11 protein-coding genes are annotated in these 14252 nt (G+C 46.0%); 9 read left to right on the top strand and 2 right to left on the bottom strand.

The window, feature by feature from the left end; all coding sequences use genetic code 11:
* Window positions 1-94 precede the first annotated feature (94 nt).
* From DFQ00_RS12160 to DFQ00_RS12125, 8 genes are all read left to right on the top strand, one after another.
* Window positions 95-1072, top strand: coding sequence for an alpha-ketoacid dehydrogenase subunit beta (locus DFQ00_RS12160; protein ID WP_110896743.1), 978 nt, complete (start codon window positions 95-97; stop codon window positions 1070-1072).
* Window positions 1073-1248: 176 nt separating this feature from the next.
* Entirely contained in the window at window positions 1249-2571 is a 1323-nt protein-coding gene (locus tag DFQ00_RS12155) for a dihydrolipoamide acetyltransferase family protein (protein ID WP_110896742.1), read from the top strand.
* Between the two features lie 3 nt (window positions 2572-2574).
* Window positions 2575-3990: a dihydrolipoyl dehydrogenase gene (lpdA, locus tag DFQ00_RS12150; RefSeq protein ID WP_110896741.1), complete on the top strand. Its 1416-nt coding sequence runs from the start codon at window positions 2575-2577 to the stop codon at window positions 3988-3990.
* Between the two features lie 187 nt (window positions 3991-4177).
* Window positions 4178-4972, top strand: a complete 795-nt coding sequence (thyA, locus tag DFQ00_RS12145) for a thymidylate synthase (RefSeq protein ID WP_110896740.1) — start codon at window positions 4178-4180, stop codon at window positions 4970-4972.
* Between the two features lie 93 nt (window positions 4973-5065).
* Window positions 5066-5554 carry a dihydrofolate reductase gene (locus tag DFQ00_RS12140; RefSeq protein ID WP_110896739.1) on the top strand — a complete coding sequence of 163 codons (489 nt, stop codon included), beginning with the start codon at window positions 5066-5068 and terminating at the stop codon, window positions 5552-5554.
* 614 nt (window positions 5555-6168) lie between these two features.
* Window positions 6169-7656, top strand: a complete 1488-nt coding sequence (locus DFQ00_RS12135) for a glutamate synthase subunit beta (RefSeq protein WP_110896738.1) — start codon at window positions 6169-6171, stop codon at window positions 7654-7656.
* 323 nt (window positions 7657-7979) lie between these two features.
* Window positions 7980-8468 (top strand): ferric iron uptake transcriptional regulator, encoded by a 489-nt coding sequence (gene fur, locus DFQ00_RS12130; protein WP_279630403.1) that lies wholly within the window; start codon window positions 7980-7982, stop codon window positions 8466-8468.
* Between the two features lie 126 nt (window positions 8469-8594).
* Window positions 8595-10898, top strand: coding sequence for a type IA DNA topoisomerase (locus DFQ00_RS12125; RefSeq protein ID WP_110896737.1), 2304 nt, complete (start codon window positions 8595-8597; stop codon window positions 10896-10898).
* A 151-nt stretch (window positions 10899-11049) separates the two neighbouring features.
* Here DFQ00_RS12125 and DFQ00_RS12120 read toward each other — a convergent pair whose 3' ends face one another.
* Both DFQ00_RS12120 and DFQ00_RS12115 read right to left on the bottom strand, forming a co-directional pair.
* A complete protein-coding gene (locus DFQ00_RS12120; RefSeq protein ID WP_110896736.1) occupies window positions 11050-11814 on the bottom strand; it encodes an HAD family hydrolase in 765 nt (254 codons plus the stop codon).
* A gap of 45 nt (window positions 11815-11859) precedes the next feature.
* Complete coding sequence (locus DFQ00_RS12115; protein ID WP_110896735.1) at window positions 11860-12780, bottom strand: ArsR/SmtB family transcription factor; 921 nt, start codon at window positions 12778-12780, stop codon at window positions 11860-11862.
* 236 nt (window positions 12781-13016) lie between these two features.
* Here DFQ00_RS12115 and DFQ00_RS12110 point away from each other — a divergent pair, with 236 nt between their 5' ends.
* A complete protein-coding gene (locus tag DFQ00_RS12110; protein ID WP_110896884.1) occupies window positions 13017-14183 on the top strand; it encodes an MFS transporter in 1167 nt (388 codons plus the stop codon).
* The last annotated feature ends 69 nt before the right edge of the window (window positions 14184-14252 follow it).

The following is a 14252-nucleotide window of genomic DNA, read 5'->3' as shown; positions in this document are numbered from 1 at the left end:
TAAAGCATAAACATCCGGCGCCGGTAGCGGTGTCTCGGTATACATGTATGAATTCAAATGTGAACTGTCAATGTTTAAGGAGGAAATGAAGCAAATGGCACAATTGAACATGAAAGAAGCAATTCGTGATGCGCTTCGCGTAGAGCTGAAACGTGACCCTAACGTTCTGCTCTTCGGTGAAGACGTGGGTAATGTAGGCGGCGTTTTCCGTGTAACGGAAGGTTTGCAAAAAGAGTTTGGTGAAGAGCGTGTATTTGATACACCGCTGGCTGAATCCGCAATCGGCGGTTTGGCTGTTGGTCTGGGTATTCAAGGCTTCCGTCCGGTAGCTGAGATTCAATTCGTAGGTTTTATCTTCGAAGCTCTTGACCAAATGGTGGTTCAAGCAGCTCGTATGCGTTACCGCTCCGGTGGTAAATACAATTCTCCAATCGTATTCCGTACACCATTTGGTGGCGGCGTAAAAGCGGCAGAATTGCACACAGACTCCCTGGAAGGTTTGCTTACGCAAACTCCGGGTATTAAAGTGGTAGTTCCTTCGAACCCATATGATGCAAAAGGTTTGATGATCGCTTCTATCCGCGACAACGATCCAGTATTCTTCATGGAGCACTTGAACCTGTACCATGCTTTCCGTGCAGAAGTGCCTGAGGAAGACTACGTTGTTGAGCTGGGTAAAGCAAACATTGTTCGTGAAGGTTCTGATGTTACGATCATCACTTACGGTATGATGGTTCATACTTCTGTAAAAGCAGCAGAAGAGCTTGAAAAACAAGGCATCAAAGTTGAAGTTATCGACCTTCGTACAATCAGCCCGATTGATATTGATACAATCGTAGCTTCCGTTAAGAAAACAAATCGTGCAATTATTGTACAAGAAGCTCAAAAGAGCGCAGGTATTGCTGCTGAAGTCATTGCACAAATCAATGAAAAAGCAATTCTGCACCTGGAAGCTCCGGTTCTGCGTGTTGCTGGCCCGGATACAATCTATCCATTTGCACAAATCGAAGATACATGGCTGCCTAACCCTGCGCGTATCGTTGCAGCGGTTAACAAAGTCATGAATTTCTAATCAGATCATCTGACATGCCGCAAGGCGCAGTATGGTGATTCACATCGCAGCGCAGGCTGCACTGTAAACAGCCATTAGCCCCTTGATTGACAGTTATTTGCATTCGCAGTAACAGTTAGTTTTTGGAGCTAAGGGTTGTTTTCAGGATGGAGCAAATAATCAAGGAGGTTTTTCAGTTGGCTAAATTTGAATATAAATTCCCTGAACTGGGCGAAGGCCTGCATGAAGGCGAAATCATTAAGATGCACATCAAAGTCGGGGACAAAGTAACTGACGATGATATCATCATGGAAGTGCAGAACGACAAAGCGGTTGTTGAAGTTCCTTGTCCGGTTAACGGAACAGTAACTGAAGTTTTCGCTAAAGACGGTCAAGTTTGCCACGTTGGTGAAGTTGTAGCGGTAATTGATGCAGAAGGCGAACTGCCTGAGCAAGATGACGCTCCTGCTGGTGACCAAGGCTCACAAGAGAAAGATGCAGCACAAGGCGGAGCGGACACTAGCGGTTCTTCTGCAGCAGCTTCCAGCTCGAATGCAGCTCAAGAAGGCGGAAACAACAGCGTTCCTGCAGTACCGGCAAAAGACGTTCTGGCAACGCCAAGCGTTCGCAAATTTGCTCGTGAGCAAGGTGTAGACATCGCTCAGGTTAACGGCACTGGCAACAACGGTAAAGTAACCAAAGAAGATGTAGAAGCCTTCAAAAACGGTGGCGGTTCTTCCGCGGCGGCATCTTCCGAAGCACCTGCTCAAGAAGAGAAAAAATCCGCAGCACCTGCAGCTGCAGCAGCTGATCAACGTCTTGAAGAAGAGCGCGTACCATTCAAAGGTATCCGTAAAGCGATTTCCAATGCGATGGTTAAATCAGCTTACACTGCACCACACGTTACAATCATGGATGAAGTGGACGTAACTGAACTGGTTGCATTCCGTACTCGCATGAAACCAATTGCTGAGAAAAAAGGTACAAAAGTAACGTATCTGCCATTCATCGTTAAAGCATTGGTTGCGGCTTCCCGTCAATTCCCTGCGTTGAACGCAATGATTGATGAAGAAGCGAATGAAATTGTGTACAAAAAATACTACAACATCGGTATCGCTACAGATACAGACAACGGCTTGATCGTTCCTGTTATCAAAGATGCTGACCGCAAATCCATCTGGATGATCGCTGATTCTATCCGTGATCTGGCAGCTCGTGGACGCGAAGGTAAACTGGGTCCTAACGAAATGAAAGGCAGCACGATCTCCATCACAAACATCGGTTCTGCTGGTGGTATGTTCTTCACTCCGATCATCAACTTCCCTGAGGTTGCTATTCTCGGAACTGGACGTATCAGCGAAAAAGCGGTTGTGAAAAACGGCGAAATCGTTGCAGCACCTGTAATGGCTCTGTCCCTGAGCTTCGACCACCGTATCATTGATGGCGCAACAGCACAAAACTTTATGAATTACATTAAACAGCTGCTCGCTAACCCTGAGCTGCTTGTTATGGAGGTGTAAGATATGGTAGTAGGCGACGCTTCTCTCAATATCGACACATTAGTAATTGGTGCGGGACCTGGCGGCTATGTAGCTGCCATCCGCGCTGCTCAACTGGGCCAAAGCGTATTGATCGTAGACAAATCCGAACTGGGCGGCGTATGTTTGAACCGCGGATGTATCCCATCCAAAGCTCTGATCTCTGCTGCACACCAATATGAGTCTGCACTTCACGGCGATGCTTTCGGTATCTCCGCTGAGAACGTAAAAGTAGACTTCGCGAAAACACAAGAATTCAAAAACGGCGTTGTTAAGAAAATGACTGGCGGCGTAGCTGGTTTGCTCAAAGGCAACAAAGTTGAAGTTTTCAACGGTGAGTGTATGTTCATCAACGAAAACGAAGCGCGTGTATTCAACGATCACGAATCTCCGCGTTACAAATTCAAAAATGCAATTATTGCAACAGGTTCCCGTCCAATCGAACTGAAGCCTTTCCCGTTTGGCGGACGTATCTTGTCTTCGACAGAAGCATTGAACCTGCCTGAAGTACCAAAAAGCATGATCGTTATCGGCGGCGGCTACATCGGTGCTGAGCTTGGTCAAATGTACTCCAAATTCGGTGCAAAAGTAACCATCATTGAAGGTCTGGATACTGTACTGCCAGGTTTCGATAAAGACATGACTAGCCTTGTGGCTAAAAACATGAAGAAAACAGGCATCGAAATCGTAACGGGTGCAAAAGCGGAAAGCGCTGAGCAAACAGATAAAGATGTTACTGTTAAATATTCTGTAAATGGTGAATCCAAAGAAGTAACTGCAGATTACCTGCTCGTTACTGTTGGACGTCGTCCTAACACAGACGGAGAGCTGGGTCTTGACATGATTGGTGTTGACGTTGACGAGCGTGGTTTCGTTAAAGTTGACCACCAAGGTCGCACAAGCATTCCTCACATCTTCGCAATTGGTGATATCGTATCTGGTCTGGCTCTGGCACACAAAGCTTCTTATGAAGGTAAAGTGGCTGCTGAAGCAATCGCTGGACAACCATCTGTAGTAGACTACAAATGTATGCCAGCCGTTGTGTTCACAGATCCTGAGTGCTCCAGCGTAGGTTACACGGAAAAAGAAGCGAAAGAAAAAGGCTACAAAGTAAAAGCAGGCAAATTCCCTTACGCGGGTAATGGCCGTGCTGTATCTTTGAACCACGCTGAAGGCTTCGTGAAAATCGTTGCTGACGAGGAAACTGGTCTTGTATTGGGCTGCCAAATCGTTGGTCTGGAAGCTTCCAACCTGATTGCTGAGCTTGGTCTTGCAATCGAAATGGGTGCAACTTTGGAAGATCTGGCGCTTACTATTCACGCTCACCCTACACTGGGCGAGATCGTAATGGAAGCAGCGGAACTGGTAATGGGTCACCCGATCCACATCATCTCCCGCTAAGATTATCCTAGCAACGGATTCGTCCGGCATTATATATGTACAGTTTGAAGAGGCGAATGGCGCTAACGCGTTGTTCGTCTCTTTTTTAACGGGAAATTTGTTAAAGGATTGACTTTTTATCGAAGCGTTCCGTGTGATACACTGTTAGAATGATTAGCGAGGACAGAATGGTGAGGGGATATCAATTATGAAAAACTATCTCGATTTATTACAAGATATATTGGATAATGGCGTTCATAAAGGAGATCGTACCGGAACAGGCACACAATCCGTGTTTGGCAGACAGCTTCGTTATGACTTGTCCGCAGGATTTCCGCTTGTTACTACAAAGCGAATTCATTTGAAATCGGTCATTCATGAGCTGCTGTGGTTTTTGAGAGGGGATACGAACATTGCATATCTGAAAGAAAACGGTGTGAAGATCTGGGACGATTGGGCAGACGAGAACGGTGATCTGGGCCCGGTATACGGCTCACAGTGGCGTACATGGGAAGCACCAAACGGCGAGAAGATAGACCAGATTGCAGCCGTTATTGATTCGATTAAAAATAATCCGGATTCCCGCAGACATCTCGTCAGTGCGTGGAATGTAGCTGAGATTAACCATATGAAATTACCACCTTGTCATTTCGCGTTTCAATTTTATGTAGCCGAGGGTAAGTTATCCTGTATGCTGACGATGCGATCCGTGGATACATTCCTTGGACTGCCGTTTAACATTGCGAGCTATGCACTTTTGACACATATGATTGCTCAGCAGTGTGATCTGGAGGTTGGTGAGTTTATTTGGTCCGGTGGCGATGTGCATATCTATTCCAATCACGTGGAGCAGGTGAAAACGCAACTGAAGCGTGAGCCTTTTGCCCTGCCTAAGCTCATAATCAAGCGGAAGCCGGATACTATTTTTGACTACAAATTTGAAGATTTCGAATTCGAGAACTATCAGCATCATCCTGGCATTAAAGCGCCAATAGCAGTATAAGAAGCTGCGATGCGACTGGATGAAATATGCAGCATGTAGTAAGAGCCGTATACCAATATGTTTGTGTAATGTTCGATGGAAGGAGGGTGTTTGATGAGTATTGAACTTGTGTGGGCAATGGGGGAGAACGGCGTCATCGGTCACAATAACTCTCTTCCCTGGCGATTGCCGAAAGATATGGCTTTTTTCAAACAACAAACGATCAACAAAACGATTATTATGGGGCGTCATACATGGGAGTCATTTGGTGGCAAGCCGCTTCCCCAGCGTCGGAATATCGTCGTAACCAGGGATTTGAATTATAAAGCAGATCAGGCAGAGATCGTGCATACGATCGAAGAGGGCCTGAATGCAGCCCGGGATGAAGAGCTGTGCGTCATCGGTGGTTCACAGGTATATCGGGAGTTTTTACCGTTTGCCGACCGCCTGGTCGTGACCAAAATTCATGAGCAATTCGAGGGAGATACCTTCTTCCCTGAAGTGGATTGGTCGGAATGGGAATTGAAAAAGCAGATCGAAGGCGAGCAGGACGAGAAAAATGTCTATCCTTTCACCTTTGAATTTTACGAGCGTAAACGTTAGTTGTGAAGAGCAACATGTAATTTGTACGGGAATAAATAGAACAAGGCATCGACTTGCGAATTTTTCGTGAACGGTGTCTTTTTATATTCCGTGTCTAAATCATATGTAATGCAATATTTTCATATGACATTAATATGACACTAAGACTGAATGATTTTGTATAATATACAGTAGGGCAGAGCGAGCATTTGGTTAAAAAGTGTAAAAACAGTGGGATTTCAACGTTGTAAAGCTTTAAATCATGTATCCATTTCGGAAATAGAGCTTGTTTTTTCCAAAGGTGTTGATTTTAATGGTAATTTATCTTACATTTATATAACGTTCCTTAGAATTATCTCCGAAACTATCGGTTATCAGGTCAGAGCAACTTCCGTTTTTGAACCAAATTTCTGCTATTGACCATATGACAAGCGGAACGCTATGATGAATAAAATACAAATAATTATGCGGATAATCCATTTAATATTCATTGTCGTAAATGCTACTATAATTGAAATATCTTTGAGTAGATTTTGTGATACAATAGACAAAAACTCAGGTAAACGAGTAATCCATTTCATATAGAGCCATGCGCATGAAGGGATTAAGACAAGAACGGATGGGGGAAACGTAAGATGTCTACACCTACTGGATTTATGGAATACAAACGGCAGCTCCCTGCCGATCGAGAGCCGGCGGAGCGCATCAAGGATTGGGAAGAGTTTCATAAACATATGGCTGAAGAAGAGCTCAGAACACAAGGTGCACGATGCATGGATTGTGGTACCCCGTATTGCCATACAGGTATAGATATGATTGGCGGGACGTCGGGCTGCCCGGTTCATAACTTGATTCCAGAGTGGAATAATCTCGTCTATCGTGGTTTGTGGAAAGAAGCGCTTGAACGCCTTCACAAAACGAACAACTTTCCTGAATTTACAGGTCGCATCTGTCCAGCTCCTTGTGAAGGATCTTGTACAGTCGGACTCATTGGTCAGCCTGTAACAATTAAAACGATTGAAGAAGCGATTATTGAAAAAGGATTCGAAGAGGGCTGGGTTGTTCCACAGCCGCCGGAGAAACGCACAGGCAAGCGTGTAGCTGTAGTTGGTTCAGGTCCAGCGGGACTTGCAACAGCAGCTCAACTGAACAAGGCTGGACATACGGTGACCGTATATGAACGTTCAGACCGTGTCGGCGGATTGCTGATGTACGGCATTCCAACGATGAAACTGGATAAAAATGTGGTGCAGCGTCGCGTAGATCTGCTGAAGGCAGAAGGTATTCAGTTTATTACGAATACAGAGATCGGAAAAGATATTGCAGCTCAGCAGCTTGTTGATGAATACGATGCAGTGGTTCTGTGTGGCGGGGCGACCAAGCCGCGTGAGTTCAATATTGAAGGTGCTGACCTGAAGGGTGTGCACTATGCAATGGACTTCTTGAATGGCAGCATTAAAAGTTATCTGGACTCCAATCTGGAGGATGGTAACTACATCTCCGCGAAGGATAAAGATGTGATTGTAATCGGTGGCGGAGATACAGGTTCTGACTGTGTTGCAACATCGCTTCGTCATGGTTGCCGCACGATTACGCAATTTGGTACACACACACAAGCACCAATGGAACGTGATCGGATCAACAATCCGTGGCCGCAATTCCCTAACGTGTACACGCTTGACTACGCTCAAGAAGAAGCGAAAGCCCTGTTTGGTCAAGACCCGCGTGAGTTCTCGATCATGACAACCAAATTTGTGGGTGATGAAGAAGGGAATCTTAAAGAGCTGCATACGATTCAAATCGAGCGTATTGTCGATGAGACAGGCCGCAAAATCTACCAGCCAATCCCCGGTACAGAGCGTGTATTCCCTGCGCAAATGGCCATGATTGCGATTGGTTTCGATGGACCAGAGCAAACGCTGGTGGAGCAGCTGGGACTGGAAACAGACCGTCGTACCAACGTTAAAGCGCGTTATGGCAAATACAATACCAATGTGGATAAAGTATTTGCAGCCGGTGATATGCGTCGTGGTCAAAGCTTGGTCGTTTGGGCAATCAACGAAGGCCGTGAAGCGGCTCGTGAAGTTGATAAATATTTGATGGGTGCAACGGTGCTTGTTTAATATGGCTTCACAGATGAGCTGGTATTATCATCATGGCTTTTCTATATTAAATCCTTAAATCCAATTCAATTGCATAATGATCAAAGAACAACCCTCGCATCTGCGGGGGTTGTTTGTCGTTAACGTTTACCATGTGACCCTTAGCTTATTTGTTGTAAAAGTGTGACGGAAAGCATTGCTTTTTACAAGGTAAAGACTTATTATTAGATTATAATTATTATAAATAAGAAAATATTTTGTGTAAAAAATGACCATGATGTGAGTATATCCATGAACATACGTAGAAGTAAACAGGTGACAATTATTAACGGAGGTGCACCCGCATGGCAGACCGGGACAAGTCCATTTCAGAGCAAATTCATCAGATTAAAAATCAATTGGTTGATAAAGGTTATAAGTTAACTCAACAGCGTGAAGTGACAGTGCGTGTGCTGCTTGAGCATGAGAAGGATCATTTCAGTGCGGAGGAAGTTTTTTTACTGGTTAAGGAGAAGTTCCCGGAGATCGGGCTTGCAACAGTCTATCGAACACTGGAGCTGCTGAGCGACCTTCAGGTTGTCGAGAAGATTAATTTTGGGGATGGAGCGGCTCGTTTCGATCTGCGCAGTACAGATGGCTCGCATCACCACCACCACCTGATCTGCACTGAATGTGGAAGTGTAGAGGAAATTATGGAGGATGGACTGCTTAAACTGGAGCAGCAGGTGCTGCGTCAATATGGATTTGCTGTCACAGATCATCGACTTGATTTTCAGGGAGTCTGCAAAGAATGCAGAAAGAAACATAAGCTGGATGAGCAAGCAGCGGGATAATTCATTTCCGGTAGGTGCTCTTGAATCCAAAATCTGATATAATAGGTTTCAGAAGCAAGGGGCTTCCGTCGGCGGAAGGCCCCTTTTTGCCGTCATACAAGGCGGTGAAGGAGGAGAGAGGGACGGATGAAGACACTGGTTATTGCGGAGAAACCCGATATGGGGAGAACCATTGCCGCCGTCATAGAACCAAAAGCCAAAAATAATCGCACCTATCTGGAAGGTGAGCAGTATATCATTACCTGGGCGATTGGGCATTTACTTGGACTGGCTGAACCGGATGCCTATGATTCAAAATACAAGCGCTGGAATATTGCGGACCTGCCGATCATCCCGGAGCAATTCAAAATTGTGCCGAATCCGCGGACGAAGGACCAACTCAAAATCATCGGAGAACTTGCAAAACGGGCTTCGTCTATTGTAAATGCATGTGATGCGGGGCGGGAGGGTCAGTACATTTTTGCTCTTATTCAGCAGCAGTTGAAGCTGCGGCAGCCTGTCAAGCGTTTGTGGATTTCGGACTTGACGGCTGAGAGCATCCGGCGTGGATTCGATGGACTGAAAGATGCGGCTGAATTCGAGAATCTGACCCATGCTGCTCGTGCGCGAAGTGAAGCGGACTGGCTGATTGGCATGAATGCATCCAGGGCGTTCACGACAAGGCATAATGCGCTCTTGTCTGTAGGCCGTGTGCAGACACCTGTGCTCGCGCTGATCTATGATCGGGAGATCGAGATTGAGGCTTTTCAATCACAGACGTTCTATGAAGTAGCCGCCTGGTTTCGGCAGGAGGGTGTCGAATATCGTGGGGTACGTCAAGGTGACAAGCTAACAGATGCGGAAGCAGCAGAGGCCATAGCGGTCAGTGTAAAAGGCAAGACAGGACACATCGTGAAATATGAAGCAAAACAAACGAAGGAGTACCCGTATCGTCTGTATGATCTTACTCTTTTGCAACGGGAGGCCAATGCGAAGTATGGTTACGGAGCCAAAAAAACACTGGATATCGCGCAGGCGTTATATGAAAAACATAAGGTCATTTCGTATCCGCGTACCAATTCCAACTATGTGACGGAGCAGAACATTGAAGGCATGCACAAAACGCTGCAGTTGCTTAAAAATGGAGCCTACAGCGAGCTTGCACTGGGCGCAAAGCCTGAGCTGGTGCACAAGAACAATAAAGGGGTCTGTAATCCGACCAAGGTCGAGGATCACCATGCCATTCTGCCAACGTTGAAACGGCCGGGAACCTTGTCCAAGGATGAACAGAACATTTACGATCTGATTGTGAGACGTCTTTTGTCTCATTTCTATCCACCAGCGGAGTATAAGCAGCATACCGTGCTGACGGAAGTTGAAAAGCATGAATTCAAAACGTCAGTTAAAGAGCTGTTGTCACTTGGCTGGAAAGTCGTTCTGGGTTCCAATGCTTCGGAGCAAGGGGCTTCGGGGAAGAAAAAAAGCAAGAAAAACAACAATGAAGAAGAGGAAGCCGAGGAATGGACGGACAAAGCGTTTGCCGTACAACCCGATTTGCCTGTTCATTGTACCAAGAGTGAGTTTAAAGAAAAAGCTACCCAGCCGCCCAAAAGTTACACAGAGGGAACGCTGCTCAAGGCGATGGAGAGTGCAGGCAAGCAGATCGAGAATGAGGAGCTGCGGGATGCCATGAAGGACAGCGGTCTGGGTACCCCGGCGACACGTGCGGCTACCATCGAGCGTCTTAAAAATGTAGGATATATTACGATGCAGGGGAAAAAGATGCAGTTGACTCTGAAAGGACGAACAGCTATCGAGCTGATTCGTCGTGCAGGTGTAGATTTGCTTACCTCTCCTGAAATGACCGGGCAATGGGAACGGCGATTGCATCAGATTTCCAAAGGTGAGGCAGGACAGGACAAGTTCATGGATAACGTCAAAAAATTTACGTTGTCCATTATTGAGAAAGTACGTGTTCAGGCTCCGGCCGCGGCCAATGCCTTTGGTGAAGATACACGCGGAGGTAAGGGCAGAGGAAAAGCCACATCCACTCGCAAGTCGTCATCAGCCAATACCACGACGAATCGTACTGGAGCGACGAAAGCTTCCGTAGCTGGCACAAGCTCAGGCACACAAACGGCTGTGCGAACAATGGCGTCAGCGCAATCAGGGGGAAGAGAGGTTCTGGGTTCATGCCCATCGCCCGGCTGTGGTGGTCAGATCATTGAGGGCAAGAAGGGATATGGTTGCTCTCGTTTCAAAGAAGGCTGTACGTTTGTCATCTGGAAAGAGTATGCGGGTAAAAAGATTACAAGCACCATGTTAAAGTCGCTGATTGAGAAAGGCAGCACGCAAGTGCTCTCCTTCAAGCGTAAGGACGGGAGCACGGTGAAGGCACGTATCATTTTGAAAAATGCTGCGACAGGTGAGTTGTCGGGGGAGAAGCAATAAACATCGTGAACAAATGATTTTGAGAAAATCCCAAAGATTAAAAAAACGGGTTTATACACATTAAAAAGAAACCCGTATTTCCGGTGAAATATGCTCAGCATAGGATGCATTCTCCAGGAAACATGGGTTTCTTATTGTTTGGGAGAACCCATTATCCATGGGTTCTTTTTTGCTGCTGCTGTTGTATATTTTCATGAATGACTTTTGGAACCTCTTCCAGCGCAGTGATCGTATACATGGAGGTTTCCGGATTGGGCTGCAGCTCAACGATGTTATACTGCCATTCATTAGGCTGTTTGATATAGATGCTGTGGATTCCGGCGTTCACGGCAGGCATGATGTCTGTGCGAAGCGAGTTGCCGATCATCCAGGTTGCACGCCGATCAAACGGGCCACCAGCGAGAATGCCCTCCAGTGCTTCGATATTTTTGTGCTGACGAATGTAAATACGGTCATCAAAATAAATCGAAAGCTTCATCTGATCAATTTTGCGTTGCTGAATCACCGTTTCTCCACCCGTGTACAGATAGAGCGAATGTCCAGCGGACTTCAGGTCTTCCAACGTTTCTACCATATGGGGGTAAGGCTCAACTTCCTGCGTGTAGACACTCATGCCTAGCTTGCTCAGGTATGCTTCCTCTTTGTGTGAAGTAGGCCGAGCATACTTTTGCGAAAAGTAACGATACGTATCAATCAGGGACTGCGGAAAATGGTGGCTTGCGAACCCGACCTTTTTTACGCCCGTTACGTCTATTTCAAGCTGCTTCTCCCGAATCTGCTGTGTGGTCAGGGCGTGTCCATCAAACCAGTGCTGCATGTTCTCAAAGAACTCTCCCAGAACCAGATTAAAATATTTATTACAATACACAAGTGTATCATCAAGATCGAACAAAATATGTTGTTTTATTAAAGTCATCGTTACTCACTCCTTACAGCCGGCAACTTACCTTGTTCACATCTTTCAAATGCGAATATAAGATTCCAGAAACATATTTAATTCGGATACGCCATCTGGCCGAATGCTGTATTTTTCTTTACGATTGCTTCCCAGCAGATGTGTACGTAGCAATCCTGCAATACGGAGAGCCATAACCTGGTCTTTCACAGGATCTTCGTCCTTACCCAGCTCTTCACACATGTCTGCAAGCGACTTGGGCTCGTCGGATACATACCTTAACAGGCGAAGTCTTTCGGGATCTGCCAAGGCATGCGTGAATCGCAGCAAGCATGTTGGCGGCTCATCTTCGCTTTCTTCGGGTGTATCTACAGGATACTGTATAATCATCATGCCCTCATAGAAGCAGTACATGTTAATTGGACGGTTATGCACGGTCGGGAACAGAATAACTTCGTTGAGTCCAGGCATCGGTTCAACGATGACACCTGCTGTCGCGTATTCAATTAATAATTCAGATCCCATCTTTTCAAGCAAAATACGTTTCTCTTCAGCGTCTTCTTCAAGCCATACCCGATGATCCTCACTTATATTCTGGCAGTAATGCTGATCCCATAGTCGCAATAATGGGACATAGCTGTTCCGAATACGCGTGGATTCTTCTATTGTGAGCTCAGGCATTAAAGCAGATACGCGTGCAAATAATTCTTCTGCTGAAAGTTCAGAGAGCATATTCAAAAAGTCCTGATTCTCTGAAGTTGTATTCTGATAAGCTGCCCATGCAAACAGAACATCGAAATCGTCAAAGGGCCACGTAGCGGCTGGTGCAAGTGCGGCTCGCACATTGGAGCTTAGCTTGCCTTCAACGTCCTGAATCCATTCGGGACCAATGTCCAGATGCTGAATCCACTTCTTTGTCACATAGACCAGAAAGCTGTTAAGCATCTCATATATCGGCGAGACATCAATTTTAACGTGATAAGCCATAATGATGCAGAATCCTCCCGTCACATCTAGATATACACAGCGACTTATGTACTATTATGGCTTGTTTTGCAGGGCGTTGTCCACTATAATGTTCAAGTTCGGGGTTATATCACGACATAAGCGTTAAAGTATGCATCTATATAAAGACAGAGTAAAGATCGTCAGCGATGGCGATTTTTCTTTGTTTGTGCTTGCAGGAGGAAAAAATAATCGTGTCAGCTTCATTCAAATCAAAAATGTCAACTTCGACATTAAATTACTTGATCCTGATTACTGTGATTGTTGTCGCAGGAATTAGCCAAGGATTGTTGTTACCCGTATTATCTATTTTCTTGGAGCGGCAGGGCGTCTCTCCTGGGGTGAATGGACTAAATGCTGCAGCGCTTTATGTAGGCTCCTTTGCCATGACTCTGGTTGCCGAGCGTCTGCTCGGGGCATTGGGATTTAAAAAGCTGATTGTGGGCGGTTTGATGTTGGTCATGTTGCCTTTACTTTTGTTTCCTTACTTTGCTGAATTGAAGATTTGGTTTGTGCTTCGCCTGATTGTAGGCATTGGAGACAGTGCTTTGCATTACGCTGCTCAATTATGGGTGCTTCTGGTTACGGCGCCCGAGAAGCGTGGGCGATATATATCACTGTATGGCATGTCTTACGGACTTGGCTTCAGTATAGGCCCACTTGGCATCAAGCTGCTTGCGTTTGGTGATGCTGTTCCGTTCCTGGTGCTGTTTGCAGCCATGGCGGCTGTACTTATTCTGGTTATGATGAAACTGCCGGATACCAAGCCTGAAAAGGCGGAACAGGGTCAATTGCCGGAGCGACGTTTTCGCCGGAGCTTCACTTGGGCATGGTACGCATTGCTGCCTGCACTATTATACGGTTATATGGAGGCAGGCATGAACAGCAACTTCCCTGTATATGGGCTGCGAATCGGCTATGATGCGAATGAGATTGCTTCCTTGCTTCCTTTTATAGGCATCGGAGGGTTGTTTCTTCAGCTCCCGCTTGGCATGTTAAGTGACCGATATGGTCGAAAAAATGTTCTAATGACAGCCGGGCTTGGAGGAGGACTTGCATTTATGCTGGTCCCTCTTACGGGAACCCATTTTTGGTTAACACTCATATTACTGCTCCTTGCGGGTGGACTCGTCGGTTCCTTTTTTTCTCTTGGTCTGGCTTATGCTGCAGATATTTTGCCGAAATCCTTGCTGCCAGCAGCTAATGTGGTGGCGTCATTCCAGTTTACGATCGGAAGTATTCTCGGCCCGAATCTGGGAGGTCAGCTGATTAATTGGGTGTCCCCTGGCAGCATGTTCATCATGTTAGGCTGTATGTATTTTATTTTTGCTATCACCGGTGTGTTATTTCGGCGTAAACGTGAAGCGGAATTTGTGTTAAAATAGAAGCGGGTGTTCGCATGGAAATTGATGTCCATTTCCGAGTACACTAGTAGCAGGGAAAAACATGGACAA

This window comes from Paenibacillus barcinonensis (assembly GCF_003217495.1).
Taxonomy (GTDB): Bacteria; Bacillota; Bacilli; order Paenibacillales; family Paenibacillaceae; genus Paenibacillus; species Paenibacillus barcinonensis.
The sequence above is the reverse complement of the archived record's forward strand: the minus strand, read 5'-3'. Positions and strand labels throughout refer to the sequence as shown.

What these genes read in the sequence shown, in the direction of transcription:
- DFQ00_RS12135 (WP_110896738.1), top strand. Translation starts at nt 6,169, where the DNA reads ATGTCTACACCTACTGGATTTATGGAATACAAACGGCAGCTCCCTGCC.
- DFQ00_RS12110 (WP_110896884.1), top strand. Translation starts at nt 13,017, where the DNA reads ATGTCAACTTCGACATTAAATTACTTGATCCTGATTACTGTGATTGTT.
- thyA (WP_110896740.1), top strand. Translation starts at nt 4,178, where the DNA reads ATGAAAAACTATCTCGATTTATTACAAGATATATTGGATAATGGCGTT.
- DFQ00_RS12140 (WP_110896739.1), top strand. Translation starts at nt 5,066, where the DNA reads ATGAGTATTGAACTTGTGTGGGCAATGGGGGAGAACGGCGTCATCGGT.
- DFQ00_RS12160 (WP_110896743.1), top strand. Translation starts at nt 95, where the DNA reads ATGGCACAATTGAACATGAAAGAAGCAATTCGTGATGCGCTTCGCGTA.
- fur (WP_279630403.1), top strand. Translation starts at nt 7,980, where the DNA reads ATGGCAGACCGGGACAAGTCCATTTCAGAGCAAATTCATCAGATTAAA.
- DFQ00_RS12125 (WP_110896737.1), top strand. Translation starts at nt 8,595, where the DNA reads ATGAAGACACTGGTTATTGCGGAGAAACCCGATATGGGGAGAACCATT.
- lpdA (WP_110896741.1), top strand. Translation starts at nt 2,575, where the DNA reads ATGGTAGTAGGCGACGCTTCTCTCAATATCGACACATTAGTAATTGGT.
- DFQ00_RS12115 (WP_110896735.1), bottom strand. Translation starts at nt 12,780, where the DNA reads ATGGCTTATCACGTTAAAATTGATGTCTCGCCGATATATGAGATGCTT.
- DFQ00_RS12120 (WP_110896736.1), bottom strand. Translation starts at nt 11,814, where the DNA reads ATGACTTTAATAAAACAACATATTTTGTTCGATCTTGATGATACACTT.